This is a genomic window from Phreatobacter aquaticus, assembly GCF_005160265.1.
Classification (GTDB): Bacteria; Pseudomonadota; Alphaproteobacteria; order Rhizobiales; family Phreatobacteraceae; genus Phreatobacter; species Phreatobacter aquaticus.
This window is the reverse complement of record NZ_CP039865.1, coordinates 1,809,256-1,833,475: the sequence shown is the minus strand read 5'-3', so window position 1 is coordinate 1,833,475 and position 24,220 is coordinate 1,809,256. Positions and strand designations below refer to the sequence as shown.

Here is a 24,220-nt window from a genome sequence, read left to right as displayed (position 1 = left end):
CGCTGTTCCAGAAGAACTGACACCCTCCGCAATGCCGGCTAGGCGACAGCGCTCATGCCGCCTCGACGAAGCTGTCGACCACACGCTTCTCGCCGGCCTTGTCGAACTGGACGAGCAGCTTGTTGCCATCCGCCGAGACCACGTCGCCATAGCCGAACTTCAGATGGAACACGCGGTCGCCTGTCTTGTAGCGCGAGGGCTCGCCGGATTTGGCGACGAGCTCGCCCTCGATCAGGCGTCCCGACGGTGTGCGATCTGTCAGGCGCCCCTGGAAGCCGCCGCGCCCCTCGGCGAAGGTCGAACCGAAGGCCTGGCTGCCGGTGCGGCCGGTGAAACGGCCCTGGGCATCGGCAAGCGACTTTTGCGCCTGGGCGCGCTGCCAGCCCGGCGTCTGATAGGTCGAGCCGAAGCTCTCGGCCTTGTCGAACCGGCTCTGGCCAAAGCCGCCGCGGCCCATGCCGCCATAGCCGGCGGTGCCGAGCCCCTCGGAAATGGCCACGTGGTCACCGGGCAATTCATTGACGAAGCGGCTCGGCACAGTCGATTGCCAGAGGCCGTGAATGCGTCTGTTGCCGGCAAAATAGATGCGCGCCTTCCGCCTGGCGCGGGTAATGCCGACATAGGCCAGGCGGCGCTCCTCCTCGAGACCGGCGCGACCGTTCTCGTCGAGCGAGCGCTGGTGCGGGAACAGGCCTTCCTCCCAGCCGGGCAGGAAGACGGTCTCGAATTCGAGGCCCTTGGCCGAGTGCAGCGTCATGATCGACACCGCGTCTTCCGTCTCGCCCTCGCCGCGCGCATCGGTGACAAGAGCGATATGTTCCAGGAAGCCTGACAGGCTCTCGAACTCCTCCATGGAGCGCACAAGCTCCTTGAGGTTTTCCAGGCGACCGGCCGCCTCGGCGGTGCGGTCCTTCTGCCACATCTCGGTATAGCCGCTCTCCTCGAGAACCAGCTCGGCCAGTTCGTTCTGCGGCAGGAGGTCGAGCTTGGATGTCCAGCGGTCGAAGTTCTCGATCAGGCTGCGGAGCGCACCGCGCACCTTGGGCTTCAGGTCCTCGGTCTCGACCATCACCTTGGCGGCCTGCATCAGCGGCACCTGCCGGGCGCGCGCATGGTCGTGCAGAAGCTGCAGGGTGGCGTCGCCCAGGCCACGCTTCGGCGTGTTGACGATGCGCTCGAAGGCAAGGTCGTCGGAGGGAGAGGCGACGCAGCGCAGATAGGCCAGCGCATCGCGCACTTCGAGGCGCTCGTAGAAGCGCGGACCGCCGATCACCCGGTAGGGCAGACCGATCGTGATGAACCGGTCTTCGAATTCGCGCATCTGGAACGAGGCCCGCACCAGGATCGCGACTTCGTTGAGGCTGTCGCCCTGGCGCTGGATCTGTTCGATCTCCTCGCCGATGGAGCGCGCCTCTTCCTCCGAATCCCACACGGAGGTGAGTGCCGGCTTCTCGCCATCCTCGCCGTCGGTGAACAGCGTCTTGCCGAGCCGGCCCTCGTTATGGGCGATGAGATGGGCGGCGGTGGCCAGGATATGGCCGGTGGAGCGATAGTTGCGCTCCAGCCGGACCACCTTGGCGCCGGGAAAGTCCTTGTCGAAGCGCAGGATGTTGTCGACCTCGGCGCCACGCCAGCCATAGATCGACTGGTCGTCGTCGCCGACGCAGCAGATGTTCTGGATCTCGCCCGGCTTGCGCTGGGCGAGCAGCCGCAGCCAGAGATATTGGGCGACATTGGTGTCCTGGTACTCGTCCACCAGCAGGTAGCGGAACTTCGCCTGATACTGCGCCAGCACTTCCGGGTTCTCGCGGAACAGCCGGATGACCTCGAGCAGAAGGTCGCCGAAGTCGACGGCGTTCAGCGTCTTTAGCCGGGCCTGGTAATCGGCATAGAGCTTGACGCCGAGGCCGTTGGCATAGGCACCGCCCTCGCCGGCCGGAACCTTGTCGGGCGTCAGCGCGCGGTTCTTCCAGCCGTCGATCGCACCGGCGAGCATGCGGGCCGGCCAGCGCTTCTCGTCGATATTCTCGGCCGCGATGAGCTGCTTGAGGAGGCGCACCTGGTCGTCGGTGTCGAGGATGGTGAAGCCGGGCTTCAGTCCGACGAGTTCCGCGTGACGGCGCAGGATCTTGACGCCGGTGGCGTGGAATGTGCCGAGCCAGGGCATGCCCTCGACCGCCTCACCGACCAGCTTGCCGATGCGCTCCTTCATCTCGCGCGCGGCCTTGTTGGTGAAGGTCACGGCCAGGATCTCGCCCGGCCAGGCTTTGCGCAGGCTGAGAATGTGGGCGATGCGGGTGGTCAGAACCCGGGTCTTGCCGGTGCCGGCGCCGGCCAGCACCAGAACCGGGCCGTCGAGCGTCTCGACCGCCTCGCGTTGCTCGGGATTGAGGCCGGCGAGATAGCCCGCCGCAGCCGCGCCGGAACGCGCCGCCATTGCCCGTTCGGCAAGGGTTGGCTGCGGATTGGCGGTGGGTTCGGCCATGGGCTCCAGCTTTCGAATCGGTCGGTTCCAAAATGGGGCTTCCGGCAGCGGATTCCAACCCGTGCCTGAAACGACAAAGGCCGGCGTCGCCGCCGGCCTTTGGGAACCTTGAGGGCGCAATGCGCCCCGATGCGGATCAGCGCAGGACGACGACGCGCGTGCCGACGCGGACACGGCCATAGAGGTCGGTCACATCGTCATTGGTCAGGCGGAAGCAGCCCGACGAGACCGCGGTGCCGATCGTGTGCGGCTCGTTGGAGCCGTGGATGCGGTAGAGCGACGAGCCCAGATACATGGCGCGGGCGCCAAGCGGGTTCTGCGGGCCACCGGCCATGAAGCGCGGCAGATCGGGGCGGCGACGCAGCATCTGCGCCGGCGGACGCCAATCCGGCCACTCGGCCTTGCGGGTGATCGTCTGCACGCCACCCCACGAGAAGCCGGGACGGCCGACGCCCACGCCGTAGCGGATGGCAGTGCCACCAGCCTGGACGAGATAGAGGCGGCGCTCCTGCGTGGAGATGACGATGGTGCCCGGCGCATGGCCGCCGGTATAGGCGACGGTCTCACGCGGGACGGGATTGGCGGAAACGCCGGCCTGAGGCCCACCGTCGGTGCGCGGAGCGGCGCGCATCATCTGGTTGGTGGCCGGATCGAAGATCGGCTGATCGGAATTGCCGAAGAGCTGGGCCTGAGCAACGGTTGCCGAGAGCAGTATGGCAGCCGCCGTGGCGATGAAGGGCAGAAAGCGCCGCATGGATGAACCTTGACCTGTTGAACGAGCGAGCGATGAGGCCTGCGTGAGGACCAGAAACATTGCGACACCGCGAGATTCATGAAGACGGGATGGAATGCCGCAATGCAACCGTGGAACTGCGCACAAGCCTGATCGGCGCTGGGTTTCGACCCCAGTGTGACCCGGTTGCAACGCAGGTTATCTGTTGCCGTTCAAAACCCGCTAGACTGATCGGGAAAATAGGGCCCGGTGTCACGGCTTCGTGATTCCCCAGACAGCATAATCCCCGCGATTCGGGGCCCTCGCAATTTGTCGACCCAGCATCCATATAGGCCCGTCATGTCAATCATCCCCGATATCACTCACGGCGCCGACGACATCGTTCTGCCGTTCCACGTTGACGAACTCGACCTGCGCGGCCGGGTGGTTCGGCTCGGCCATTCGGTCACCACGATGATCGACCGCCACGGCTATCCGCCGGAGGTGTCGCGGCTGCTGGCCGAGGCAACGGCGCTGACCATGTTGCTCGCCTCCGGCCTGAAGTTCGACGGCCGGCTGATCCTGCAGACGCAGACCGACGGCCCTGTTCGCATGCTGGTGGTCGATGTGTCGACGCCTGACAAGGTCCGGGCGCTGGCGCGGTTCGACGAGAGCCGGCTGGAGGCCGCGCGATTGGTCGGCGACAATGATCCGGCCCGGCTGCTCGGCAAGGGCCAGCTGGTCATGACCATCGACCAGGGCCAGGACATGCAGCGCTATCAGGGCATCGTGGCGCTGGAGGGCCAGGGGCTGGAAGAGGCCGCGCACCAGTATTTCCAGCAGTCCGAGCAGATCGACACGCGCGTGCGCCTCGCGGCAGCCGAAGAGGTCGTGCCCGGCGAGAACGGGCCGCACCGGGCCTGGCGGGCCGGCGGCATGATGGTGCAGCATCTGCCCGAGGCCGGCAGCCACATCCACCGCGACCTTCCCCCCGGCGATGCGCCGGAGGGCACGACGACGCCCGATCCGGATGATGCCTGGCTGGAAGCGCGCGCGCTTGCCGACACGGTCGAGGACGATGAGCTGGTCGATCGCACGCTGTCGCCGGAGCGCCTGCTCTACCGCCTGTTCCACGAACGGGGCGTCAGGGTGATGGATGCCATGCGGGTGCATGAGCACTGCACCTGCAACCGCGACCGGATCGAGAAGATCGTGCAGAGCTTCACCGCCGAGGAGCGCCGCGACATGGTGGAGAACGGCGCGATCACGGTGACCTGCGAATATTGCTCGACCAGCTACAAGTTCGCGCCGAGCGAGTTCGACCCGGTGGAGTGACCGAGGTTATCCCTTGGGCGCGAACTTGCGGAACGTGCCTGTCGCCTCGGCGATAGGGCTGCCATCCGGCCCCTCAACCGTGACATGGACGAAGGCGATGGACTTGCCGCCGCCGGTGCGCCTGGCCGTGGCGGTCAGCGTGCCCTCGCGGAGCGTGCCGAGAAAATTGATGGTGAGCGACAGGGTGACGCCGGGCGGAGCCGGCTCGCCCGGCCGTTCGGGCGGCGGCCCGAGCGCCGCATGACCGGCTACCGCATCGATCAGGGTCGCGACCAGGCCGCCATGGAGGCCACCGCGCCGGTTGGTGAATTCCGGGCGCAGCGTGCAGGTGACGACCGCATGGCCGTCCTCCCAGACGGGCACCTCCCAGCCGATCAGCTTCTGGAACTCGCTGAGATGGGTCGGGCCGTCGATCATGCCGTTGGCGTCGGGCTTCAGGGTCACGCTACAGGCTCCACACGCCGAATGGTCATTCTCACCGTCCCTTGAAATCGGGCGAACGCTTGTCGAGGAAGGCGCCCATGCCCTCCTTCTGGTCGTCAGTGGAGAACAGCAACTGGAAGGCCTTGCGCTCAAGGGCCAGCGCCGCCCCCAGCGGCAGATCCTCGCCGTGGAGCACCACGTCCTTGATCTCGGCCAGCGCGATCGGCGGCAGCATGGCGAGTTCCACCGCCAGCGCGCGGGCGCGGTCCATCAGTTGCGCATCGGGCACGACCTCAGTGACCAGTCCGATCCGGTCGGCCTCGGCGGCATCGATGATCGCGCCGGTGAGCAGGATCTTCATCGCCTTGAACTTGCCGACGGCGCGGACCAGCCGCTGGGTGCCGCCGGCGCCCGGCATGATGCCGACCTTGATCTCGGGCTGGCCGAATTTCGCGCTCTCCGCCGCCAGGATCAGATCGGCATGCATGGCGAGTTCGCAGCCACCACCGAGCGCGAAGCCATTGACCGCGGCGATCACCGGCTTCGGACATTGCGCGATGACCTGCCAGTGGAGATGGGTGCGCCTGGCGATCATCTCGGGCGAGGTGCGCGGCGCCATGTCCTTGAGATCGGCGCCAGCCGCGAAGGCCTTGCCCGTGCCGGTGATGACGATCACGCGGACATCGGGATCCACCGACAGCCTGGCAAAGGCTTCGGCGAGGGCGTGACGGGTCGGTATGTCGAGCGCATTGCGCGCCTCGGGCCGCTCAATGCGGACGAGGGCGACATGCGGCGCCAGATCCTCGACGATGACGGTCGGTTTGATCGTGCCGGCCATGCAGCGGCTCCCGCTTGCCGGTCCATCCGGCAGAATGACCGCTTGTCGCCGCTCGGACAGGCGAATGCAATCCGGCATAGGAGGCAGGGTCAGGGTGCCGACCGAGGCCTGCCGGCAAGCCCCGCCGCGACCAGCCGCTGGCACTGGTCCAGCGCGGCAATTGCCAGAGGGCCGGCGCCCATGGCGAGCGCATCCAGCCGCACGCGCGGCAGGTGATCGGCCATCGCGGGGGCAAGGTGCTGCTTTGCCCTCAGCACCTGCTCGGCACGCGCGGCCAGGCCGATGATTCGGGCGTCGAGCTCGGTCATCTCCGCCGGCGGCGGTGCGGCCTGCGGCGGAGCGCAGGAGCCGAGGCCATGGGCGGTCTTCTCCCAGAGAAACGGGCTGCGGTGGAGCTGCCAGACCGCGCGCCAGGCCGCGATGCCGATCAACAACCACGAGACCGGCAGGATCACCAGGCAAGCCACGATGCGAAGCTGGCCGGACCGGCGCAATCCCTCGGCAAGATGCAGCGCTGCGCCGGCATGGCCGGCCACCACGACCAGCGCCAGGGCGCCAGCCCAGGGCGGCATGTGCCCGGCCAGCAGGGCTGCGGCGAGGCCGGCGATGCAGGCCGGATGGACCAGGGCGAGACCGAGCGATCCGGCAAGTGTCGCCATGAGGGCGAGAGTGCCGCGGATGCCGAGGTCGGCGGCGACCTGCCGTGGCTGGCGGCCAAGCACGGCGAGGGTCTGCAGCCAACCCTTGAACCAGCGGCTGCGCTGGCCGAGCCAGATACGAAAGCGCGGCGGCGCCTCCTCCCATGTCGGCGCGCGGATTGTGCCGATGCGCCATCCCGCCCGCGCCAACCGGAAACCGAGATCGGCATCCTCGGTGACATTGAACGGATCCCAGCCGCCGCAGGCACGCAAGGCCCCGACCCTGAAATGGTTGGAGGTGCCGCCCAGCGGGATCGGCAGGCCAAGCCTTGCAAGGGCGGGCAAAAGCACCAGGAACTGCGCCGCATAGTCGGCAGCGAAGAAGCGGGTGAGCAGGCTGTCGCGTGGATTGGCAATGAGGAGCGGCGCCTGCAGGCAACCGAGCCGCTCGTCGCCGGCCGCAAAGCTTTCGGCTGCCTCGCGCAGCTGGCCGGGATCCGGCCGGTCCTCGGCATCATAGACGGTGAGGAGATCGCCGCGGACCAGCGGTAGCGCCATCATCAGCGCCTTGGGCTTGGTGCGCGGCCCGTCCGGCGGCAGGATCAGGGTGCGGATATGGGCCGGCGGGTTGGCCGCGCGCACGGCCGCAAGGGTTGCGGGATCATCGGCCTCGAGGATCAGCTGGATGTCGAGCCGGGCGCGCGGATAGGTCAGACGGCCGAGCGCGCCGATCAGCCCGGCCACCACGGTCTCCTCCCGATGCAGCGCGCAGAGGATCGAATAGACCGGCAGTTCGGCATCGCTGAGCGGATGGCGCGGGACCGGGCGGACCGGCAGGACGGAGGCGACGAGCCGCACGCCGAGCCAGCCGAGCACAATCAGCCCGATGAACGCGCCGGTTGCACCGGAGAGGCCTCCAGGCCCCAGGGCGAGCGCAAGCGACACGAGCAGCACGATGACCATGGCGATCCAGGCGGTTCGCCGCATCAGCCTACGATCGTTGGCCGAAGCTTCTGGCCGGTCCCTCGCCAGCCCCCCGACCGCCTCGGCGACCCATTCCCTGCGGCACTGCCGGCGCACGAGGTCCGACAGGTCCGCCGGGGTCCCCACGATGATCGGCAGGCCGAGGCTCAGGAGCCGCTGCGGGTTGGCCGCAATCGTCTCGGCATCGGCGGCTCCCGGCGCGAGCAGGACGGCCTTCATGCCGCCGGCCAGCACAACCGGCGCATAGCCCCTGGCGATCGTCCGTTGCCAATCGGCGGGGTCGATGGCGGCCAGCATGTCTTCAAGATGGTGCGGTTCGGCAAGGAAAGCGCCAAGCCGCGTGGCCAAGGCGGCTGCAATCTGCCGTTCGGTGACCATTCCGGCCGCCAGGGCTGCGTGCAGTGGCGCGACACCCCAGGCCTTCGCCTTCAGCTCCGCCAGGCTGCGACGGTGGGGCTGAAGCAGGTCGTCGATCAGCGGCCGGCCGTTTGCCGGGGGCTCCGTCGCACCGCGGGGGTCTGGGCGGGCCCGCACTGGCGCTCGGCGAAAGACCCGCTCGGCAATCGGCGGCGGCCGGATGACGTGATCGACTGAACGCATGGACTGGGTTACACATCGACGGCCCGGCGGCGCGGGCAGGTGGTCTCATGCTAGCCGCAAAACAACCCGGAAGAAGAGATCAGGACGACAACCTAGTCATCATGGCCAGACATCTTCTTGCAGCAGCATTGTTTTTGACGGGGATCGCTTCTTCCTTTGGGCAGGCGCAACAACCGCAGCCGGCTCCAGATGCAACTCCAAGCGTGGTCATCCCCAATTACTGGGATCCTCGCAAGCGGCTCGAGCGCGTGGACATGACGCGCGTGCCGCAGATCCGCTTCCTGACCGAGGACGATTACCCGCCGTTCAACTTCGCGGGTCCCGATGGCCAGCCGATCGGCTTCAATGTCGATCTCGCCCGCGCCATCTGCGTCGAGCTCAAGGTGCCCTGCACCATCCAGGCGCGCCGCTTCGACACGCTGACCGAGAGCCTCGACCGCAATGCCGGCGATGCGATCATCGCTTCGCTGCGCGTCACGCCGGACCTCCGCCGCCGCTATGACGTGTCCGACCGCTATCTGGAAACGCCGGCGCGCTTTGCCATGCAGCGGGACACGCAGCTGACCGAGGCACTGCCCGAGGCGCTTGCCGGACGCTCCATCGCCGTTGTCACCGGCACCGCGCACGAAGCCTATATCCAGGCCTTCTTCACCCAGTCGGCGATCCGCCGCTATCCGACACTGGCCGAGGCGCGCAAGGCCTTGTCGGGCCGCGATGTCGATACGCTGTTTGCCGATGGTATCGGCATGGCTTTCTGGCTCAATGGCTCGGATTCAGCGGATTGCTGCCGGTTTCTCGGCGGCCCCTTCACCGAGAACCGCTTCTTCGGCGAGGGCATGGCCATTGTGATGCGGCGCGGCAACGAGCCCTTGCGTCTGGCGATCAACCACGCGCTGCAACGGCTGTGGGAGAAGGGCGTCTATACCGATCTCTATCTCAAGGCCTTCCCGGTCGGGGCCTATTGAGACCAGCCGGCCTGCGCGAAGCTCTTACTGCCAGAACCATTTGGCGCATTCACGGCGACGCTCCGCTTCCGTGAGCCCGATATCGGCGAGGTGATGCGCCTCGAGCTCGCCGAGATGGATGCGCGTGTCGCGGCGTTCGCGCCAAATCCGGACAAGAGATCTGAAGGCGCTGAAACAGGCGGGGCGCGATCGCGCCCGGCGGGTTTTGGGCAAGGGCATGGCGTGGGTCATGGGGCGACAATGCCCGCAACCCCACGACCGATGCTTCGGATACGGACGAACTGTCCGGGGCTATGCCCGGCCCGTCAGTACATGCCCCGGCGCGCCATCTCTGCCCCCTGCCGCTCGCTTTCCTCGTGGGTGAGGCCGGCGACGTGGTCGACCAGCATCTCGCCGTAGGTCGGCAGGATCGACCGGTCGATATGGCGGGAGGCATCCCACAGGCCCGCCCGGTTCACCGCCTTGGCGCAATGGAGATAGGCCTCGCGGACCTCGACAAGGATACCGATCTTCGGCGGACGGCCCTGCACTTCGGAAGCGGCCAGCAGGGCCGCATCATCGGTGATGCGGCCACGTCCATTGACGCGCAACACTTCCGCCATGCCGGGCACCAGGAACAGGAGACCGACCAGTCCGGTCTCGAAGATGTTCTCCATGGAGTCGAACCGGTTGTTGCCGACCCGGTCGGGCAGAAGCAGGTGCTTGTCGTCCAGCACACGCACGAAGCCCGCGGGATCGCCACGGGGCGAGACATCCGCGCCCCGACTGCCATGGGTCGCAATCAGGCAGAACGTCGCCTTCTCGATGATCGCCCTGCAGTGCTTGTCGAGATGGCCGATGACCTTGTCGGCCGCCCGCGACATGGGCACGGGGTGGCGCGCCCTCACCTCATCGATGGTTGAGACATAGCTGACCGATGCCGGATCGAATGTCTGGCTCATGCCGCAAGCCCCCTCATCCGCGCCGCAGACGCAGCATCATCAGGTCATACTGGAAGTCGGCCACCTGGTGATAGATGTTCGACTTGCGCTGGAATTCGCGCTGGTGATTGAACATCTTGGCAAATTCGGTGTTGGTCGCGGTGATCTCCTTGTAATAGGCCTCGGCTTCCACATAGAGCCGCTCCAGCACCTCCTGCGGGAACAGCGACACCTTGGTGCCCTGAGCCACCAGCCGGATCAGCGCTTCCGGGTTCTTCGTGTCGTAATGCGCCAGCATGTCGGTGGTTGCCGCCTGGGCCGCAACCTCGACGGCCTTCTTGTAGAGCGGCGGCAGCTCTGCCCATTTCTGCAGGTTGAATAGGGCGTGGAACACGGTTCCGCCCTCCTGCCAGCCCGGCGCATAATAGTGCTGCGCGACCTTGTTGAAGCCGAGCTTCTCGTCGTCATAGGGGCCGATATATTCGACCGCGTCGATCGTGCCACGTTCCATAGCCGGATAAATATCACCCGGTGCGATCTGCTGCGGCACCACGCCGAGGCGCGCGGCAATCGTGCCGGCGAGACCCGCAATGCGCATCTTCAGGCCGTTGAGATCGGCGACCGTCTTGATCTCCTTGCGGAACCAGCCGCCCCATTGCATGCCGGTATTGCCGCAGGGCAGGCCGTAGACGTTGAACTTCTTGAAGAAGTCGTTGGTCATGGCGAGGCCGCCGCCATGATAGTACCAGGCGTGCTGCTGGCGCGGGTTCATCAGGAACGGCACCGAGGCGGCGAGCGCGAAGGTCGGGTCCTTGCCGACATAGAAGAGCGTGCCGGTATAGGCGACCTCGACCGTGTTGTTGGCGACCGCGTCCAGTGCCTGCAAAGCCGGCACGATCTCGCCCGCCGCGAATTGCTGGATGGTGAATTTTCCATCGGTCAGCTCGGAGACATGCCTGCAGAACTGCTCGGCCGCGCCATAGGTGATGTCGAGGCTCTTCGGAAAACTTGAGGTCGCGCGCCAGCGGATGGTCGGTGCGGACTGGGCGATGGCAGGTGCTGCAACGGCCGATGAGGCCAGAACGGCGGCGGTGGCGGACTTCAGGACATCACGGCGCTTCATCGCAGGCTCCATTGGGGATCACGGGGCAGAAACTGGCTGATGGGTCCAGATGAAGTCGGTTCAGCAAGCGTCATGCCACGCTTACGCAAGGGAGGTCCGCATCTTGCTAGGGCTGAGATCGTCCCAGCCAGCGAGGCACCATGTATCGAGAGCGCACGAGCCCGGCCCTGATCGGCGTGGTCGTCTATGAGGGCGTCGAGCCGATCGATATCGGCGGCACAATGGGCGTCGTGTCGATGGCCCGCCGGGTCTTGCCGGCGATCGAGGCAGTGACCATCGCCGCCTCCGCCGGGCTGGTCGCGCTCGCAGGCGGGCTGACCATGGTCGCCAGCCATGGCTTCGCCAGCGCGCCCGACTGTGACGTCCACATCATCACCGGCGGTCCCGGCTGGCGCGATCAGGTGGGCGATCCGGCCATGCTCAGCTTCATCCGCTCGCGTCGGCCAGGCACCATCGCGTCGGTCTGCACCGGCGCGCTCATCCTCGGTGCCGCGGGCGTGCTCGACGGCCATAGCGCGACCACCCGCCGGCATGCGGTCGGGACCGAGCCGATCGCTCCGCTGGACCTGCTCACCGGGCTCGCCACGGATCTGTCGCCCGTCGCGGCGGCAATCGTGGAGGATCGCGGCCTGGTGACCGGTGGCGGCGTGTCGTTGGCCATCGACGCAACGCTCTATCTGATCGGCCGGATCTATGGCCCGGAGGCGCGCGACGACGTCGCTAAAGTCATCGAATATGACCGCGCTTATGCGGCGAACCGCGCGGCCCTGGGGCACGTGCTCCGGTAGACGGACCTATCGCTGGGGACGAGCAGCGAAGCCGAAGCCGGCATCTCCATCGAACAGGGTCGGCTCGGCCGAGGTTCGGGCGCGCTCGATGGACAGCAGTTTCAGCTTGGTCTCGACGCTGCCATGGGCCGAGAAGCCACCCGTCCGGCCATTGGCGGCGAGCACCCGGTGACAGGGCACGATGATCGGGAACGGGTTCCGGCCGAGCGCCTGCCCCACCGCCTGGGCGGCGCCTGGCTCGCCGATCCGTTTGGCGACCTCGCCATAGGTGAGCGTTTCACCCGGCGGGATCGCGAGCGCGACCTCATAGACCTTCCGGTTGAAATCCGGCACGGCGTCCATGGCGAGGGCCACATCGCCGAACATCATTCTCTCGCCTGAGATCAGAGCGACGACGCGGTCGACGACGTGGCGGATCGCCGGCGGCGGCTCCGCCTCGACGCTATCGGGCAGGCGTCGGGCCAGCCTTGCGAGCGCGGCAGTCTCGCTCGCCTCGGGCAATTGAGCGCCAACGATCACATCGCCGTCCCATGCGATGCCACAGGCGCCGATGGCGGTCTGGAAAAGGGCGTGTCCTTTGGTCGTCATGGCGTCGAATCTAGCATGGCGCCTCTCGTCGCACCGCCCGAAAGCTCAGATCCTAGTCGATGCGGATGCGGGCTGCCTGGATGATCGGCCCCCATTTAGCGAATTCGGCGGCGGTCCGATCGCGCAATTGCTGCGCCGGGCCGGGCGTGAGCTCGACACCGAGCGCGCCCAGCCGCTCCTGCACGATGGGCAGCGCCAGCACCGCATTGATCTCGGCGTTGAGCTTATCGACGATCGCCTGCGGCGTGCCGGCCGGCGCATAGACGCCGAACCAGGTGCTGGCCTCGAAATCGGCAAAGCCGGATTCGATGGCGGTCGGCACGTCCGGCATGACGGCGGCGCGGGTTCGACCGGTGGTGGCGAGCGCGCGCACCTTGCCATCGCGGACATGCTGGAGCCCGGTCAGCACGAAATCGAACATGACCGGCACGCGGCCGCCGATGACATCGACCACGGCCAGCGGATTGCCGCGATAGGGGATGTGCAGGATGTCGACGCCGGTGCGGAACTTGAACAATTCGGCGGCGAGATGGTTGGTCGTGCCGATGCCGGCCGAGGCATAGGACACGCGGCCGGGCTCCGCCTTGGCAAGCGTCACAAGATCGGCGAGCGAACGCGCTGCGAAGGAGGGGTGGACGATCACCACCATGGGGATCGAGCCGATTTCGGCCACCGCCACGAAGTCCTTCAGGGGATCAAAGGCAAGGCGCGCATAGAGATGCGGCGAGATGGCGAAGGAGCTCGGCGTGACCAGGATCGTGTAGCCGTCGGGGGCCGCCTTGGCGACGGCGTCGGTGCCGACATTGCCGCCGGCGCCCGGTCGGTTCTCGACAACGACCGGCTGTCCCGTGCGCTCGGTCAGGTGCTGGCCGATGCGGCGCGCCAGCGTGTCCGCCGAGCCCCCTGCGGGAAATGGCACGACCATGGTGATGGTGCGGCTCGGATAGGTCTGGGCGAGCGCTGGCAGCGCGCCGGCAAGGCCTGCCAGACAGGCAAGCGCAGCAAGCAGGCGGGATAGTGTGGGCATCGGGTATCTCCTCCGGAGCGAATGGTCTTGGTCGGAGATCATGTCGTCTCCTTTGGGGGGCACTGGTCAGCCGAGATCGGCCAGCTCCAGCGTTGTCTCGTGGAACAATTCCTCCACGGCGACCTGCCGGGCAGCGAGCCCGTCGGTCGCGGCGAAGCGGGTCATGGCCGATATCTCAGCGCGGTTCAGCGGCACGCCATAGGGCCAGACATTCGAGCCCATGACGGCGCGGGTTTCCGCCAGATGATCGACCACCCAGGGCAGAGCCACGCGCAGGAAATTGCCGCGCGACAGATCGTCGAGCGCCTCAGCCTTGGCTTGAGCGAAAGCCTCGAACAGCGCCTTTGGCAACCAGGGATGGGCCGCGGCAACATCGCGGCGGACGGCGAGACAATGCATGATCGGGAAGAAGCCGGTCTCGCGGTACCATGCGGTTTCGGCGGCGCGGAAATCGGGAAAGAGCCGATCGACGGGGGCCGTGCGCTCAAGGAACGACGAGGGCGGGCGCGGCGTGATCAGCGCATCGATCTCGCCCTTCGCCAGCAGGCCGTTCAGTGTCTCGTCGGACCCGATCGGCGTGACGCGGATGTCGGTCGGCAGCTTCAGCGCGACGCGTTCGGTGCCGCCGGCGACTTCCTGGCTACCGGTGACCCACTCGACGTCGCGGGCATCGACGCCGTGCTGGTCCTTCATGATGCCGCGCACCCACATGGCGGCGGTCTGCTGATATTCGGGCAGGCCGACCCGCCTGCCCTTCAGATCGGCAAGCGAGGCAATACCGCGATCGGTGCGCACGAAGATGCCGGAATGGCGAAACGCCCGCGACAGGAAGATGGGCACGCCGATATAGGCGCTGTCGCCGCGCGCCGTGGTGACGATGTGGCTGCCCATCGACAGTTCGGTGACGTCGAACGTCTTCTCGCGCAGCGCCTGGCGGAAGATCGCCTCGGGTTCGCCGAGGGTCACCTCGAAGCGGCAACCGGGCACAGCGATCCGGCCTTCGACGATGGGGCGTGTGCGATCCGACAGGGTGCAGGCAAGCTTCAGCTGGATATCCATGGGAGGTGTCGGGATGCCCTTCGCGCAATCGGTTGCAGCAACTGTGGCCGGGCGTCTCCGGAGCGTCAATGCCAGCCGCCATCACGCTTTGCTCATGGCCGTCGATTGACCTCCAAGCCCCCCGCGCCTATTGCATCGCACCCGCGTTCACTCGTCCGGAAACCGCCCATGCCCGCCCCGATCAGCTTCACCCCCGCCCTCCTGGAGGCGGCCCGCGTTTCGACCGCCTGGCCGTTCGAGGAAGCGAAGAAACTGGTGGCGCGCCTGGAGCGGAAGCCGAAGGCGGCGCCGATCCTGTTCGAGACCGGCTATGGCCCCTCGGGCCTGCCGCATATCGGCACGTTCGGCGAGGTCGCCCGCACCACCATGGTGCGCACCGCGTTCCGGCTCTTGACCGAAGACAAGGTGCCGACGCGGCTGATCGCGTTCTCGGATGATCTCGACGGTTTCCGCAAGGTGCCCGACAACGTGCCCAACAAGGAGCTGCTGACCCAGCATCTCGGCCGGGCGCTGACCTCGGTGCCGGATCCGTTCGGCACCCATCCCTCGTTCGGCGAGCACAACAATGCCCGCCTGATGGGCTTTCTCGACGCCTTCGGCTTCGATTACGAATTCGTCTCCTCGACCAAGATGTATCAGTCAGGCGCCTTCGACCAGACGCTGCTGACGGCGCTGGAGCGCTTCGACGCGATCCAGGCGATCATGCTGCCGACGCTGGGCGAGGAGCGCCGCGCCACCTATTCGCCGTTCCTGCCGATCCACCCCGAGTCCGGCGTGGTCATGCAGGTGCCGGTGGAGGAGCGCAATGTCGCGAACGGCACCATCGTCTGGCGCGATCCCTCCTCGGGCAAGCGCTACGAGACGCCGGTCACCGGCGGCCATGCCAAGATGCAGTGGAAGCCTGACTGGGCCATGCGCTGGACGGCGCTCGGCGTCGATTACGAAATGGCCGGCAAGGACCTGATCGACTCGGTGACCCAGTCGAGCAAGATCTGCCAGGCGCTGGGCGGCACGCCGCCCGAGGGCTTCAACTACGAGCTGTTCCTCGACGAGACCGGCAGCAAGATTTCGAAGTCGAAGGGCAACGGCCTCACCATCGAGGACTGGCTGGCCTATGCCTCGCCCGAGAGCCTGTCACTGTTCATGTATCAGAGCCCGCGCAGCGCCAAGCGCCTGTTCTTCGATGTCATTCCGCGGAACGTCGACGACTACCTGACCTTCGTGGAGAAGTTCCCGACGCAGGACGAGCGCTCGAAGCTGATGAACCCGGTCTGGCATATCCATTCCGGCACGCCGCCGGCTGTGGAAGTGCCGATCTCGTTCTCCATGCTGATGAACCTCGCCTCTGTCTCCAATGCCCACGAGAAGGAAGCGCTGTGGGGCTTCATCCGCCGCTACATGCCGGATGCGACCGCCGAGAAGTACCCGAAGCTCGACGAGCTCGCCGGCTATGCGGTGCGCTATTTCCACGACTTCGTGAAGCCGACCAAGATCTATCGCGCCGCCGACGACGTGGAGCGCGAGGCGCTGCAGGCGCTGTCGGCAGCCATTGCCGCGCTTCCCGCCGATGCCTCGGCCGAGGACGTGCAGGGCGCGGTCTATGACGTGGGCCGCACCGTGCCGCGCTATCAGGACTTCAAGGCCAAGGGCGCGACGCCGGAAAAGCCGGGCGTCTCGTCGGACTGGTTCGCGGCGATGTACCAGGTGCTGCTCGGCCAGGAGCGCGGACCGCGCTTCGGGTCATTTGCCGTGCTCTACGGCCTGGACAATGTCCGCGTGCTGATCACCAAGGCGCTGGCCGGCGAACTGGTGACCAAGCCGGTCTGAGCGAGAGCTCGGTCTCAAGATCATGCGTCATGCCCGCCCTCGTGGCGGGCATGACGGAAAACTCTGCTGTGGGCTCGGCCTGGTGTTGGGACGCGGCCTACTGGCTGACCCACATGATGCGCGCCATCCAAGCGACCTCGCTGACCGGGAATGTCCGGTCGGCATGGTCGGCATTGAGGGAGGCGAGCTCGATCGTCTTGTTGGTCTGGCGCTTCAGTTCCTTGGCCATGATCTCGCCGTCACTGGTCTGCAGCACGACGCGGTCGCCGCGGCGGATCGGGGCTGTCGGCGAGACGACGATGCGGTCGCCGTCGCGATAGGCCGGCAGCATGGAATCGCCCTGGATTTCAAGCGCGTAGATCGATTCATCGGGCATGTCGGGGAACGACACCTCGTCCCAGCTCTTGCCCACCGGCACGCCGCTGGTGTCGAAATAGCCGCCCGCGCCGGCCTGCGCGAAGCCGAGGATCGGCAACGGCTTGGTGCGCATTTTCGACGGCGACAGCAGGGCGACGAAATCGTCGAAGCTGGTATGGGTGGCGTTCAGGATCTTGGCGAGCGATTCCGTCGAGGGCCAGCGCTCGCGGCCGTCGAACATCACGCGCTTCGACTTGTTGAAGGTGGTGGCGTCGAGCCCGGCGCGCTTGGCAAGCCCGGAGGCGCTGAGACCGTGGGTTTCGGCCAGACGGTCGATCGCCGTCCAGATGTCGGAATGCGAGAACATCACAGACCTCCGGAGACCGAGGCTCGGCACAATTTTGAGGACGATCGTCTGTGAATAGGACTAAACGCCTTCTCACCATAGGTCAATCGGAATATACAGACAGAATTCACAGCTGCCCGGTTGAGGGCGGAGAAACGGGCTGAGCGCCATGACCGCGACGATCTACAAGATTTCACCCAAGGACGCCTGGGACGCCGCTGAGGCGGCTGGCACGTTTACCGGTGCGCCGGTCGATCTCAAGGATGGCTACATCCATTTCTCCACGGGCGCGCAGGCTGTCGAGACCGCGGCGAAGCATTTTGCCGGCGCGCCCGATCTCGTCCTTGTCGCCATTGATGCCGCAGTGCTCGGGCCCGCGCTGAAATGGGAGGTCTCGCGCGGCGGCGCGCTGTTTCCCCATCTCTATGCCGACCTGCCGATGAGCGCCGTGCGCGGGGTAAAGCCCCTGCCGCTCGGCCCTGATGGCCGTCACGTCTTTCCGCCACTCGAGGATTGAGCCCGCGCGGCACGGTAGCCCGAGACGATGCGGGCGAGGCCCGAAGCCAGGCAGATGACCGCGAAGATCCAGGCCAGCAGGGCGAAAGCCGAGGGAAAGAGCACCATCAGCACAAAGAAAGCGATGGTCTCCGCCCCCTCCGCCAGGCCCCAGAGATAGTGGAACGACTTCTGGCCCGCGGCGCCGAGGCCCGGACGGTTGGCCGTCAGCACGGCAAAGGCGAGGAAGGCCGAGCCGTTGACGTAGAACGAGGCAAGCAGGGCAGCGGCAGGCAGGCCATTTGCCGCCGGATCGGCGACGGCAAAGGCGAAGGGCACGATCCCGTAGAACAGAAAGTCGGCCGTGATGTCGAGAAAGCCGCCGGCATCGGTCGGGTGACTGGCGCGGGCGACGGCGCCGTCGAGCCCGTCGAGCAGGCGATTGGCAAGGATCAGCACCAGAGCCAGATGCGGCGCCTGAAGCGCAATGGCCAGTCCCGCCGCAAGCCCGACAGCGAGGCCTGCCATCGTCAGGTGATCGGCCCTGACGCCACGCGCCGCCAGAGCGCTACCGGCACGGTCCAGCACCGGGTCGATCAACCTGCGCAGCCTCACGTCGAACATGCCGTTCCCCGTTGACAGAGCCGAGCGCCTCCGCGACGGTTGCGCCGTCCGAAGCCGCCGAGGCCCGCCATGTATCGTTCGATCACGCGGGGCATCCGCATCACCGTCACGCCCCAATTCTTGCCCGAACGGTCGTCGCCTGACGACAACCAATATTTCTGGTCGTACCGGGTCGAGATCGTGAACCTATCGCCGGACACGGTGCAGTTGCGCACGCGCTATTGGCATATCACCGACGAGAACGGGCATGTGCAGGAGGTGCGCGGCCCCGGCGTCATCGGCGAGCAGCCGGTGATCGAGCCGGGGGCTGCCTTCGAATATACGTCGGGATGTCCGCTGGCCACGCCGACCGGCATCATGGTTGGCCATTACGGCATGGTCACCGATCGCGACGAGAGCTTCGACGCGGAGATCCCGGCCTTTTCGCTCGATGTCCCGAACGCCAAGCGGACGATGAACTGACAGCTCAGAGGGCGGTCAGCCCGCCATCGACCACCAGCGCGTGGCCGGTCATGAACGAGTTCTCGGGCGAGCAGATCCACAGCATGGCCTGAACGATCTCGTCGGCCGTGCCGGGGCGGCGCATCGGCATGGTCTGGACGAGGCGCGACACCGTCTCCTCGTGGCTGCGGCCCGGCTGGTTCAGCGAATCCGTCAGCATCGGCGTCTCGGCGAAGGCCGGACAGATCGCGTTGACGCGCAGGCCCTTGCGGGCGACTTCGGCCGCCGCCGTCTTGGTCAGGCCGATCACAGCGTGCTTGGCGGCGGCATAGGCCGCGAGCAGAGGCGCGCCGGTGACGCCGGCAACCGACGCGGTGTTCAGGATGACGCCAGAGCCCTGGCGCTCCATCACGGCGATCTGGGCCTTCATGCCGTTGAACACGCCCATGACATTGACGTCGAACATGCGGCGCATCAGCGCCTCGTCGGTATCGACCAGCTTGATCGTGCCGTGCGCGACACCGGCATTGTTGAGCGCCACATCCAGCCTGCCGAACCGCGCCACCGCCGCGTCGACCAATGCCTGCACCTCGGCCGCCTTCGACACATCGGTGACCTGACCGATGGCCTCGGCGCCAGCGGCCGTGACGCTTGCCAGCGTCTGGTCGAGGCCGGCCTTCTGAATGTCCGCCAGAACGAGCTTCGCGCCCTCGGCGGCGAAGCGCTCGGCGGCGCGGCGGCCAAAGCCGGAGGCTGCTCCGGTGATCAGAACCACCTTGCCCTGGTAGCGCTTCATCTCGGTCATTTGCCGTCCTTCGCGATCACCTCGAGCGCCATGCGCGCGAGCACAGGCACATTCTCGCGCATCTTCATGGCACGCTCCGGGTTCGAGGCATTGCCGGAGAGCGCGCGCTTCAGCACGCCCTGCAGGATGGCCGCGAGCCGGAAGAACGAGAAGGCGAGATAGAAGGTCCAGTGCGGGATATCGCCGATGCCCGTGCGCGCGGCATAGCGGGCGACATAGGCCTCTTCCGTCGGGATGCCCGATGCCTGCCGGTCGATGCCGGCTAGGCCGCGGAACGCGCCGGCATTGGGCAGGCGCCACTGCATGCACTGGTAGGACAGGTCGGCGAGCGGATGGCCTATGGTCGACAATTCCCAGTCGAGCACAGCGAGAAGGCGCGGCTCGGTGGGCGAGAAGATCATGTTGTCGATGCGGAAATCGCCATGGACCAGCGAGGCGCGGCCGTCATCGGCCGGAAGCGCCTTTTCGAGCCAGGCGATGAGGCTGTTCATGTCCTCGATCACCTCGGTCTCCGAGGCGCGGTACTGGTCGGTCCAGCGCGACAGTTGGCGGGCGAAATAATTGCCGGGCCGGCCGAAGTCGGACAGGCCGGCCTTGTCGATATCGACGGTGTGCAGCTGGGCCAGCGCCGCATTCATGGCGTCATAGATGGCGGCGCGCTCGGCCACATCGGCGTCCGGCAGGGCGGGGTCCCACAGGATGCGGCCCTCGACATATTCCATGACGAAGAAGGACGTGCCGAGGATGGCGTCGTCTTCGCAGAGCACATGCATCTTCGGCACCGGAAAGCCGGTCGGGCCGAGCGCCTTCATGACGCGATATTCGCGGTCGACGGCATGCGCCGATTTCAGAAGCAGGCCAGGCGGCTTCTTGCGCAGCACGGCCTTGCCGCCGGCATGGGTCAGGAGAAAAGTGGGGTTGGACTGGCCACCAGCGAATTTCTCGGCCTTGACCGGGCCCTTGAACCCCGGCCAGGCGGATTCCAGATAGGCGGCAAGCGCGACTTCATCGATGGTCATGGCGGGGGCGGGCGAGGTGACCACAGGGCATGCTCCGGTTGGTGCCATGCCGACAGGCTTTCGCCGGCCGGCAGGCATCGAAACTTGTAATCGGGCGGCAGCCGAAAGCCATGCTGTCCAAACGGCCGATTGGCGCGGAGCGCTAGACCTCCAGCCATTCCCGGCGCACGGAATCGTTCGCCTTGAGGTCGGCCGGCGTGCCCTCGAAGACGATCCGCCCATGCCCCATCACATAGACCCGGTGGGAAATGTCCAGCGCGATGGAGAGCTTCTGCTCGACCAGCAGGATTGCGACGCCACGGCGGGCGATCTCCGCGATGAGTTCGCCGACCTGGCGAACGATCAGCGGCGCCAGGCCCTCGGTCGGCTCGTCGATCATGACGAGGTCCGGATCGCCCATCATGGTGCGGCACATGGTGAGCATCTGCTTCTCGCCGCCTGAGAGCACGCCGGCGGGCGCATCGGCCCGCGCGGCGAGGTTCGGGAACATGTCGAGCGAGCCCTGGATGGTCCAGCGCCCTTCCCGCTTGGCGTCCTTCATGCCCAGCATCAGGTTCTGCCGGACGGTGAGTTCCGGGAAGATGTCGCGATGCTCAGGCACATAGCCGATGCCGAGCCGCGCGATGCGGTAGCTCGGCAGGCCGCCGATCTCGCGACCCTTGAACTTGACCGAGCCGCGCGGCGGCACCTCGCCCATGATCGCCTTGACCGTGGTGGAGCGGCCGACGCCGTTGCGGCCGATCAGGCTGACGACCTCGCCGCCCGCGACATGCAGGTCGACGCCCTGGAGGATGTGGCTCTTGCCGTAATAGGCGTGGAGATTGGAGACTTCGAGCATCAGGCAGCCTCCTCGCCCAGGTAAGCTTCCTTGACCTTCTTGTCGGCGCGGATTTCGTCCGGCGTGCCCGAAGCAATGATCTGGCCATAGACCAGCACCGAGATGCGGTCGGCGAGGCCAAAGACCACACTCATGTCGTGCTCGACGATGACGAGGGTCCGGCCTTCGGTGACCTTGCGGATCAGCGCCATGGCGCGTTCGGTCTCGTGATGGCTCATGCCGGCTGTCGGCTCGTCGAGCAGGATCACCTTGGCGCCGCCGGCGATGGTGACGCCGATCTCCAGCGCCCGCTGATCGGCATAGGACAAGAGCCCCGCCTGGGTGTCGCGCACGGCTGACAGGCCAATGAGATCGAGGATCTCCTCGGTGCGGTCCGCCACGTCGCGCATGCCGCCAATGAACCGCCAGAACACATAGCGATGGCCGAGCGACCAGAGGGTGGCGCAGCGCACGTTCTCGTAGACGCTCATGTTGTGGAAGATGTTGGTGACCTGGAACGAGCGCGACAGGCCGTTGCGGTTGATCTGGAATGGCGAGACGCCGCCGGCCGGCTTACCATTGACCAGGATCTCCCCGGAACTCGGCGGGAAGGCACCGGAGATCAGGTTGAACAGGGTCGACTTGCCGGCGCCGTTCGGCCCGATGATCGCATGGCGCTCTCCGGCGGGGATGTCGAGATTGACCCCCCGGATGATCTCGGCCGCGCCGAAGCGCTTGGTGACATCCTTCAGAACCAGCGCGCTCATGGCGTGGCCTCCCCGAAGCTGAGCGCCGCGCCCAGCGACCCTCGCCGTCGCCACCGGACCGCCACCACCAGGACCGCGAGGCCAATGGCTGTCACGGCCGCCGCAACCACCCAGCTCAAGGGGTCGCCATGGGGGAACACCCGGCCAAAGGCCTGGAACGGACGGCCGCCCTCGCGGATCCGGTAGGCCATCTCGATGACCATGATGGCGCCGCCAAAGGCGATGAGCGCGCCGACGAGCCCCATGAGCCAGCCCGGCAGTTTCTCGGCCAGTTCGCCCTTGCGGATGGCGCCGAGAACCTGCGCGACGATGCCGCCGATGCCATAGGGCGCGAACATCACCACGACGACGAAGAGCAGGCCGAGATAGAGCTGCCAGACCTTGGTGAAGTCGGACAGCATGGACTGCATGATGGAGATCAGGACCGCACCGATGATCGGGCCGAAGAACACCGCGACGCCGCCGATATAGGCCATGAGCAGCACCGCGCCGGAATTGATGGCGCCGAGCTTTTCCGGCGTGATGATCTCGAAATTCACCGCCGAGAGCGAGCCGGCAAGCCCGGCGAAACCGCCAGAGATCAGGAACACCAGATAGCGCACGCGCTGCGGATCGTAGCCGATGAAGGCGACACGGTCGGCATTGTCGCGCACCGCATTGGCGAGCCGGCCGAGCGGGGTCTTGGTGAAAGCCCACATGGCAAGCGTCGCCATGAACATCCAGAAGGCGATGAAGTAATAGACGTTGATCTGCGGCCCCAGCGAGAAGCCGAGCAGTTCCGGACCGGCGGAGCGGTCGCCGGAAATGCCCTCCTCGCCACCAAAGATCGACACGAACATCAGGCCGGACGCTGCGATGAGTTCTCCGACGCCGAGCGAGATCATGGCGAAGGGTGTGCCAGAGCGCCGGCACGAGAACCAGCCGATGACGGCGCCGGCCGCCATGCCCGCCATGAAGCCGACCAGTGGCAGGGCGGCGACGGGAATGCCGAGTTTCTGGGCCTTGATCGCCGCCATCATGTGGATCGCGGCGTAGCCGCCAAGGCCGAAATAGACGGCATGGCCGAAGGACAGCATGCCGGACTGGCCGAGCAGCATGTTGTAGGCGAGCGCGAACACCACCCAGACGCCGATGATGTTCATGAGCGTCAGCGAGGGGCGGGAGGAGAAGATCATCGGCAGGACGGCGAGCACGAGGGCAAAGGCGATCCAGATGGCGATGGTCTTGAGGGTCGGGTTCAGGCTCATCCTTCGCGAGCTCCCATGAGGCCGCGGGGCCGGAAGATCAGCACCAGGACGAGGATCAAGAATGGCAGCATGGGCGCGACCTGCGCCAGCGTGATGCGGCCGAGATCGGAGCGGTTGGACACCAGAACCCCGAAGCGGGCGAGCAGGTCAGACAGGGACGCGTCGACCGCCACCGCGAAGGTCTGGATCAGGCCGATCAGGACCGAAGCGAGGAAGGCGCCGCCGAGCGAGCCCATGCCGCCGACCACCACCACCACGAAGACGATGGGACCAAGCGTCAGCGCCATGGCCGGGTCGGTGACGAGCAGCGCGCCGCCGATGACACCAGCGAGACCCGCCATGCCACAGCCGACCGCGAACACGCCCATGAAGACCAGCGGCACGTTATGGCCGAGATGGCCGACCATGTGCGGGTGTGTGAGGGATGCCTGAACGATGAGGCCAACACGGGTGCGCTTCAGCAGGAGCCACAGCGCCACGAACATGGCGATGGCGACCACCATCATGAAGATGCGGAACGAGGGATAATGGGTGCCCCAGAGCGTGAACAGGGGCTGCTGGAGGATCGGCGGCGGCGTGTAGGGCAAGGGATTCTTGCCCCAGACCAGCTTGACGATCTCCTCGATGAGATAGGCGAGGCCGAAGGTGAACAGGAGCTCCGCCACATGGCCGTTCTTGTGCACATGGCGCAATCCCAGCCGCTCGACCGCGGCCCCGAACAGCCCGACGCAGATGGGCGCCAGCACCAGGGCCGCCCAGAAACCGACAACCGATCCCAGCGTCACCGCGAGATAGGCGCCGAGCATGTAGAAGCTGGCATGGGCAAAATTCAGCACGCCCATCATCGAGAAGATGAGGGTGAGCCCGCTCGCGAGCATGAACAGCAACAGGCCGTAGAGCACGCCGTTCAGCGTGGAAAAGACGATCGTCTCCATACGGAGAGCCTCCGGGGATCGACTGGCCGCTGGGCGCGGCGGAGGGATGCCCTCC

The 24,220-nt window shown here is 66.5% G+C and carries 25 protein-coding genes; 6 read left to right on the top strand and 19 right to left on the bottom strand.

From position 1 onward, the window contains the following. Positions 1 to 52: 52 nt before the first annotated feature. Positions 53 to 2,485: an ATP-dependent helicase gene (locus tag E8L99_RS08575; protein WP_137099145.1), complete on the bottom strand. Its 2,433-nt coding sequence runs from the start codon at positions 2,483 to 2,485 to the stop codon at positions 53 to 55. A gap of 136 nt (positions 2,486 to 2,621) precedes the next feature. Continuing rightward, positions 2,622 to 3,239: a L,D-transpeptidase gene (locus tag E8L99_RS08570; protein WP_137099144.1), complete on the bottom strand. Its 618-nt coding sequence runs from the start codon at positions 3,237 to 3,239 to the stop codon at positions 2,622 to 2,624. A 318-nt stretch (positions 3,240 to 3,557) separates the two neighbouring features. On the opposite strand from E8L99_RS08570, the gene E8L99_RS08565 reads away from it, so the two are divergent. Further along, a complete protein-coding gene (locus E8L99_RS08565; protein ID WP_137099143.1) occupies positions 3,558 to 4,532 on the top strand; it encodes an Hsp33 family molecular chaperone in 975 nt (324 codons plus the stop codon). Between the two features lie 6 nt (positions 4,533 to 4,538). Here E8L99_RS08565 and E8L99_RS08560 read toward each other — a convergent pair whose 3' ends face one another. From E8L99_RS08560 to E8L99_RS08550, 3 genes are all read right to left on the bottom strand, one after another. Continuing rightward, positions 4,539 to 4,976, bottom strand: coding sequence for a PaaI family thioesterase (locus E8L99_RS08560; RefSeq protein ID WP_137099142.1), 438 nt, complete (start codon positions 4,974 to 4,976; stop codon positions 4,539 to 4,541). A 31-nt stretch (positions 4,977 to 5,007) separates the two neighbouring features. Further along, positions 5,008 to 5,793, bottom strand: a complete 786-nt coding sequence (locus E8L99_RS08555; protein ID WP_215907062.1) for an enoyl-CoA hydratase-related protein — start codon at positions 5,791 to 5,793, stop codon at positions 5,008 to 5,010. Between the two features lie 89 nt (positions 5,794 to 5,882). Then, positions 5,883 to 8,015 carry a glycosyltransferase family 2 protein gene (locus E8L99_RS08550; RefSeq protein ID WP_137099141.1) on the bottom strand — a complete coding sequence of 711 codons (2,133 nt, stop codon included), beginning with the start codon at positions 8,013 to 8,015 and terminating at the stop codon, positions 5,883 to 5,885. Positions 8,016 to 8,218: 203 nt separating this feature from the next. Between E8L99_RS08550 and E8L99_RS08545 the strand changes: the two genes are divergently transcribed. Next, complete coding sequence (locus tag E8L99_RS08545) at positions 8,219 to 8,980, top strand: transporter substrate-binding domain-containing protein (protein ID WP_252511299.1); 762 nt, start codon at positions 8,219 to 8,221, stop codon at positions 8,978 to 8,980. Between the two features lie 24 nt (positions 8,981 to 9,004). On the opposite strand, the gene E8L99_RS08540 is transcribed toward E8L99_RS08545, so the two are convergent. From E8L99_RS08540 to E8L99_RS08530, 3 genes are all read right to left on the bottom strand, one after another. Beyond that, positions 9,005 to 9,211, bottom strand: a complete 207-nt coding sequence (locus E8L99_RS08540) for a DUF1127 domain-containing protein (RefSeq protein WP_137099139.1) — start codon at positions 9,209 to 9,211, stop codon at positions 9,005 to 9,007. Between the two features lie 74 nt (positions 9,212 to 9,285). Further along, positions 9,286 to 9,921: an MSMEG_1061 family FMN-dependent PPOX-type flavoprotein gene (locus tag E8L99_RS08535; protein WP_137099138.1), complete on the bottom strand. Its 636-nt coding sequence runs from the start codon at positions 9,919 to 9,921 to the stop codon at positions 9,286 to 9,288. 13 nt (positions 9,922 to 9,934) lie between these two features. Continuing rightward, a complete protein-coding gene (locus E8L99_RS08530) occupies positions 9,935 to 11,023 on the bottom strand; it encodes a TRAP transporter substrate-binding protein (RefSeq protein ID WP_137099137.1) in 1,089 nt (362 codons plus the stop codon). A 140-nt stretch (positions 11,024 to 11,163) separates the two neighbouring features. Between E8L99_RS08530 and E8L99_RS08525 the strand changes: the two genes are divergently transcribed. After that, on the top strand, positions 11,164 to 11,811 hold the full coding sequence (locus E8L99_RS08525; RefSeq protein ID WP_137099136.1) for a DJ-1/PfpI family protein: 648 nt from the start codon (positions 11,164 to 11,166) through the stop codon (positions 11,809 to 11,811). 6 nt (positions 11,812 to 11,817) lie between these two features. Here the strand turns inward: E8L99_RS08525 and E8L99_RS08520 are convergent, their stop codons facing one another. The 3 genes from E8L99_RS08520 to E8L99_RS08510 form a co-directional block, all read right to left on the bottom strand. After that, positions 11,818 to 12,399 (bottom strand): methylated-DNA--[protein]-cysteine S-methyltransferase, encoded by a 582-nt coding sequence (locus E8L99_RS08520; RefSeq protein WP_137099135.1) that lies wholly within the window; start codon positions 12,397 to 12,399, stop codon positions 11,818 to 11,820. Between the two features lie 52 nt (positions 12,400 to 12,451). Continuing rightward, a complete protein-coding gene (locus E8L99_RS08515; RefSeq protein ID WP_168201608.1) occupies positions 12,452 to 13,426 on the bottom strand; it encodes a tripartite tricarboxylate transporter substrate binding protein in 975 nt (324 codons plus the stop codon). Positions 13,427 to 13,492: 66 nt separating this feature from the next. After that, the gene (locus tag E8L99_RS08510) at positions 13,493 to 14,485 is read right to left on the bottom strand and encodes an ABC transporter substrate-binding protein (protein ID WP_137099133.1); all 993 of its coding nucleotides are present in this window, start codon (positions 14,483 to 14,485) and stop codon (positions 13,493 to 13,495) included. Positions 14,486 to 14,653: 168 nt separating this feature from the next. On the opposite strand from E8L99_RS08510, the gene E8L99_RS08505 reads away from it, so the two are divergent. After that, positions 14,654 to 16,312: a lysine--tRNA ligase gene (locus E8L99_RS08505; RefSeq protein ID WP_137099132.1), complete on the top strand. Its 1,659-nt coding sequence runs from the start codon at positions 14,654 to 14,656 to the stop codon at positions 16,310 to 16,312. A 97-nt stretch (positions 16,313 to 16,409) separates the two neighbouring features. Here the strand turns inward: E8L99_RS08505 and E8L99_RS08500 are convergent, their stop codons facing one another. Next, positions 16,410 to 17,036, bottom strand: coding sequence for a S24 family peptidase (locus E8L99_RS08500; protein WP_137099131.1), 627 nt, complete (start codon positions 17,034 to 17,036; stop codon positions 16,410 to 16,412). A 148-nt stretch (positions 17,037 to 17,184) separates the two neighbouring features. Between E8L99_RS08500 and E8L99_RS08495 the strand changes: the two genes are divergently transcribed. After that, positions 17,185 to 17,532 (top strand): DUF952 domain-containing protein, encoded by a 348-nt coding sequence (locus E8L99_RS08495; protein WP_137099130.1) that lies wholly within the window; start codon positions 17,185 to 17,187, stop codon positions 17,530 to 17,532. On the opposite strand, the gene E8L99_RS08490 is transcribed toward E8L99_RS08495, so the two are convergent. Then, positions 17,505 to 18,134 (bottom strand): CDP-alcohol phosphatidyltransferase family protein, encoded by a 630-nt coding sequence (locus E8L99_RS08490; RefSeq protein WP_137099129.1) that lies wholly within the window; start codon positions 18,132 to 18,134, stop codon positions 17,505 to 17,507. The two genes, E8L99_RS08495 and E8L99_RS08490, sit on opposite strands and share 28 nt — an antisense overlap. Positions 18,135 to 18,203: 69 nt before the next feature. Between E8L99_RS08490 and apaG the strand changes: the two genes are divergently transcribed. Continuing rightward, positions 18,204 to 18,596, top strand: a complete 393-nt coding sequence (gene apaG / locus E8L99_RS08485) for a Co2+/Mg2+ efflux protein ApaG (RefSeq protein ID WP_137099128.1) — start codon at positions 18,204 to 18,206, stop codon at positions 18,594 to 18,596. Between the two features lie 4 nt (positions 18,597 to 18,600). Here apaG and E8L99_RS08480 read toward each other — a convergent pair whose 3' ends face one another. The 6 genes from E8L99_RS08480 to E8L99_RS08455 form a co-directional block, all read right to left on the bottom strand. Further along, on the bottom strand, positions 18,601 to 19,380 hold the full coding sequence (locus tag E8L99_RS08480; RefSeq protein WP_252511298.1) for an SDR family NAD(P)-dependent oxidoreductase: 780 nt from the start codon (positions 19,378 to 19,380) through the stop codon (positions 18,601 to 18,603). Further along, the gene (locus tag E8L99_RS08475) at positions 19,377 to 20,399 is read right to left on the bottom strand and encodes a phosphotransferase family protein (protein ID WP_137102025.1); all 1,023 of its coding nucleotides are present in this window, start codon (positions 20,397 to 20,399) and stop codon (positions 19,377 to 19,379) included. Before E8L99_RS08475 ends, E8L99_RS08480 begins: the two co-directional genes overlap by 4 nt. A gap of 142 nt (positions 20,400 to 20,541) precedes the next feature. Then, positions 20,542 to 21,237: an ABC transporter ATP-binding protein gene (locus tag E8L99_RS08470; RefSeq protein WP_137099127.1), complete on the bottom strand. Its 696-nt coding sequence runs from the start codon at positions 21,235 to 21,237 to the stop codon at positions 20,542 to 20,544. Beyond that, positions 21,237 to 21,983, bottom strand: a complete 747-nt coding sequence (locus E8L99_RS08465) for an ABC transporter ATP-binding protein (RefSeq protein ID WP_137099126.1) — start codon at positions 21,981 to 21,983, stop codon at positions 21,237 to 21,239. The genes E8L99_RS08470 and E8L99_RS08465 overlap by 1 nt, the downstream gene beginning before the upstream one ends. Beyond that, the gene (locus tag E8L99_RS08460; protein WP_137099125.1) at positions 21,980 to 23,230 is read right to left on the bottom strand and encodes a branched-chain amino acid ABC transporter permease; all 1,251 of its coding nucleotides are present in this window, start codon (positions 23,228 to 23,230) and stop codon (positions 21,980 to 21,982) included. Before E8L99_RS08460 ends, E8L99_RS08465 begins: the two co-directional genes overlap by 4 nt. After that, positions 23,227 to 24,165: a branched-chain amino acid ABC transporter permease gene (locus E8L99_RS08455; RefSeq protein WP_137099124.1), complete on the bottom strand. Its 939-nt coding sequence runs from the start codon at positions 24,163 to 24,165 to the stop codon at positions 23,227 to 23,229. Before E8L99_RS08455 ends, E8L99_RS08460 begins: the two co-directional genes overlap by 4 nt. Positions 24,166 to 24,220 lie beyond the last annotated feature (55 nt).

Coding starts and splice junctions, on each gene's coding strand:
- E8L99_RS08465 (WP_137099126.1), bottom strand. CDS start 21,983: ATGAGCGCGCTGGTTCTGAAGGATGTCACCAAGCGCTTCGGCGCGGCC.
- apaG (WP_137099128.1), top strand. CDS start 18,204: ATGTATCGTTCGATCACGCGGGGCATCCGCATCACCGTCACGCCCCAA.
- E8L99_RS08455 (WP_137099124.1), bottom strand. CDS start 24,165: ATGGAGACGATCGTCTTTTCCACGCTGAACGGCGTGCTCTACGGCCTG.
- E8L99_RS08475 (WP_137102025.1), bottom strand. CDS start 20,399: ATGACCATCGATGAAGTCGCGCTTGCCGCCTATCTGGAATCCGCCTGG.
- E8L99_RS08480 (WP_252511298.1), bottom strand. CDS start 19,380: ATGACCGAGATGAAGCGCTACCAGGGCAAGGTGGTTCTGATCACCGGA.
- E8L99_RS08540 (WP_137099139.1), bottom strand. CDS start 9,211: ATGACCCACGCCATGCCCTTGCCCAAAACCCGCCGGGCGCGATCGCGC.
- E8L99_RS08460 (WP_137099125.1), bottom strand. CDS start 23,230: ATGAGCCTGAACCCGACCCTCAAGACCATCGCCATCTGGATCGCCTTT.
- E8L99_RS08495 (WP_137099130.1), top strand. CDS start 17,185: ATGACCGCGACGATCTACAAGATTTCACCCAAGGACGCCTGGGACGCC.
- E8L99_RS08520 (WP_137099135.1), bottom strand. CDS start 12,399: ATGACGACCAAAGGACACGCCCTTTTCCAGACCGCCATCGGCGCCTGT.
- E8L99_RS08525 (WP_137099136.1), top strand. CDS start 11,164: ATGTATCGAGAGCGCACGAGCCCGGCCCTGATCGGCGTGGTCGTCTAT.
- E8L99_RS08565 (WP_137099143.1), top strand. CDS start 3,558: ATGTCAATCATCCCCGATATCACTCACGGCGCCGACGACATCGTTCTG.
- E8L99_RS08535 (WP_137099138.1), bottom strand. CDS start 9,921: ATGAGCCAGACATTCGATCCGGCATCGGTCAGCTATGTCTCAACCATC.
- E8L99_RS08470 (WP_137099127.1), bottom strand. CDS start 21,237: ATGCTCGAAGTCTCCAATCTCCACGCCTATTACGGCAAGAGCCACATC.
- E8L99_RS08530 (WP_137099137.1), bottom strand. CDS start 11,023: ATGAAGCGCCGTGATGTCCTGAAGTCCGCCACCGCCGCCGTTCTGGCC.
- E8L99_RS08570 (WP_137099144.1), bottom strand. CDS start 3,239: ATGCGGCGCTTTCTGCCCTTCATCGCCACGGCGGCTGCCATACTGCTC.
- E8L99_RS08505 (WP_137099132.1), top strand. CDS start 14,654: ATGCCCGCCCCGATCAGCTTCACCCCCGCCCTCCTGGAGGCGGCCCGC.
- E8L99_RS08510 (WP_137099133.1), bottom strand. CDS start 14,485: ATGGATATCCAGCTGAAGCTTGCCTGCACCCTGTCGGATCGCACACGC.
- E8L99_RS08555 (WP_215907062.1), bottom strand. CDS start 5,793: ATGGCCGGCACGATCAAACCGACCGTCATCGTCGAGGATCTGGCGCCG.
- E8L99_RS08500 (WP_137099131.1), bottom strand. CDS start 17,036: ATGTTCTCGCATTCCGACATCTGGACGGCGATCGACCGTCTGGCCGAA.
- E8L99_RS08515 (WP_168201608.1), bottom strand. CDS start 13,426: ATGCCCACACTATCCCGCCTGCTTGCTGCGCTTGCCTGTCTGGCAGGC.
- E8L99_RS08575 (WP_137099145.1), bottom strand. CDS start 2,485: ATGGCCGAACCCACCGCCAATCCGCAGCCAACCCTTGCCGAACGGGCA.
- E8L99_RS08550 (WP_137099141.1), bottom strand. CDS start 8,015: ATGCGTTCAGTCGATCACGTCATCCGGCCGCCGCCGATTGCCGAGCGG.
- E8L99_RS08490 (WP_137099129.1), bottom strand. CDS start 18,134: ATGTTCGACGTGAGGCTGCGCAGGTTGATCGACCCGGTGCTGGACCGT.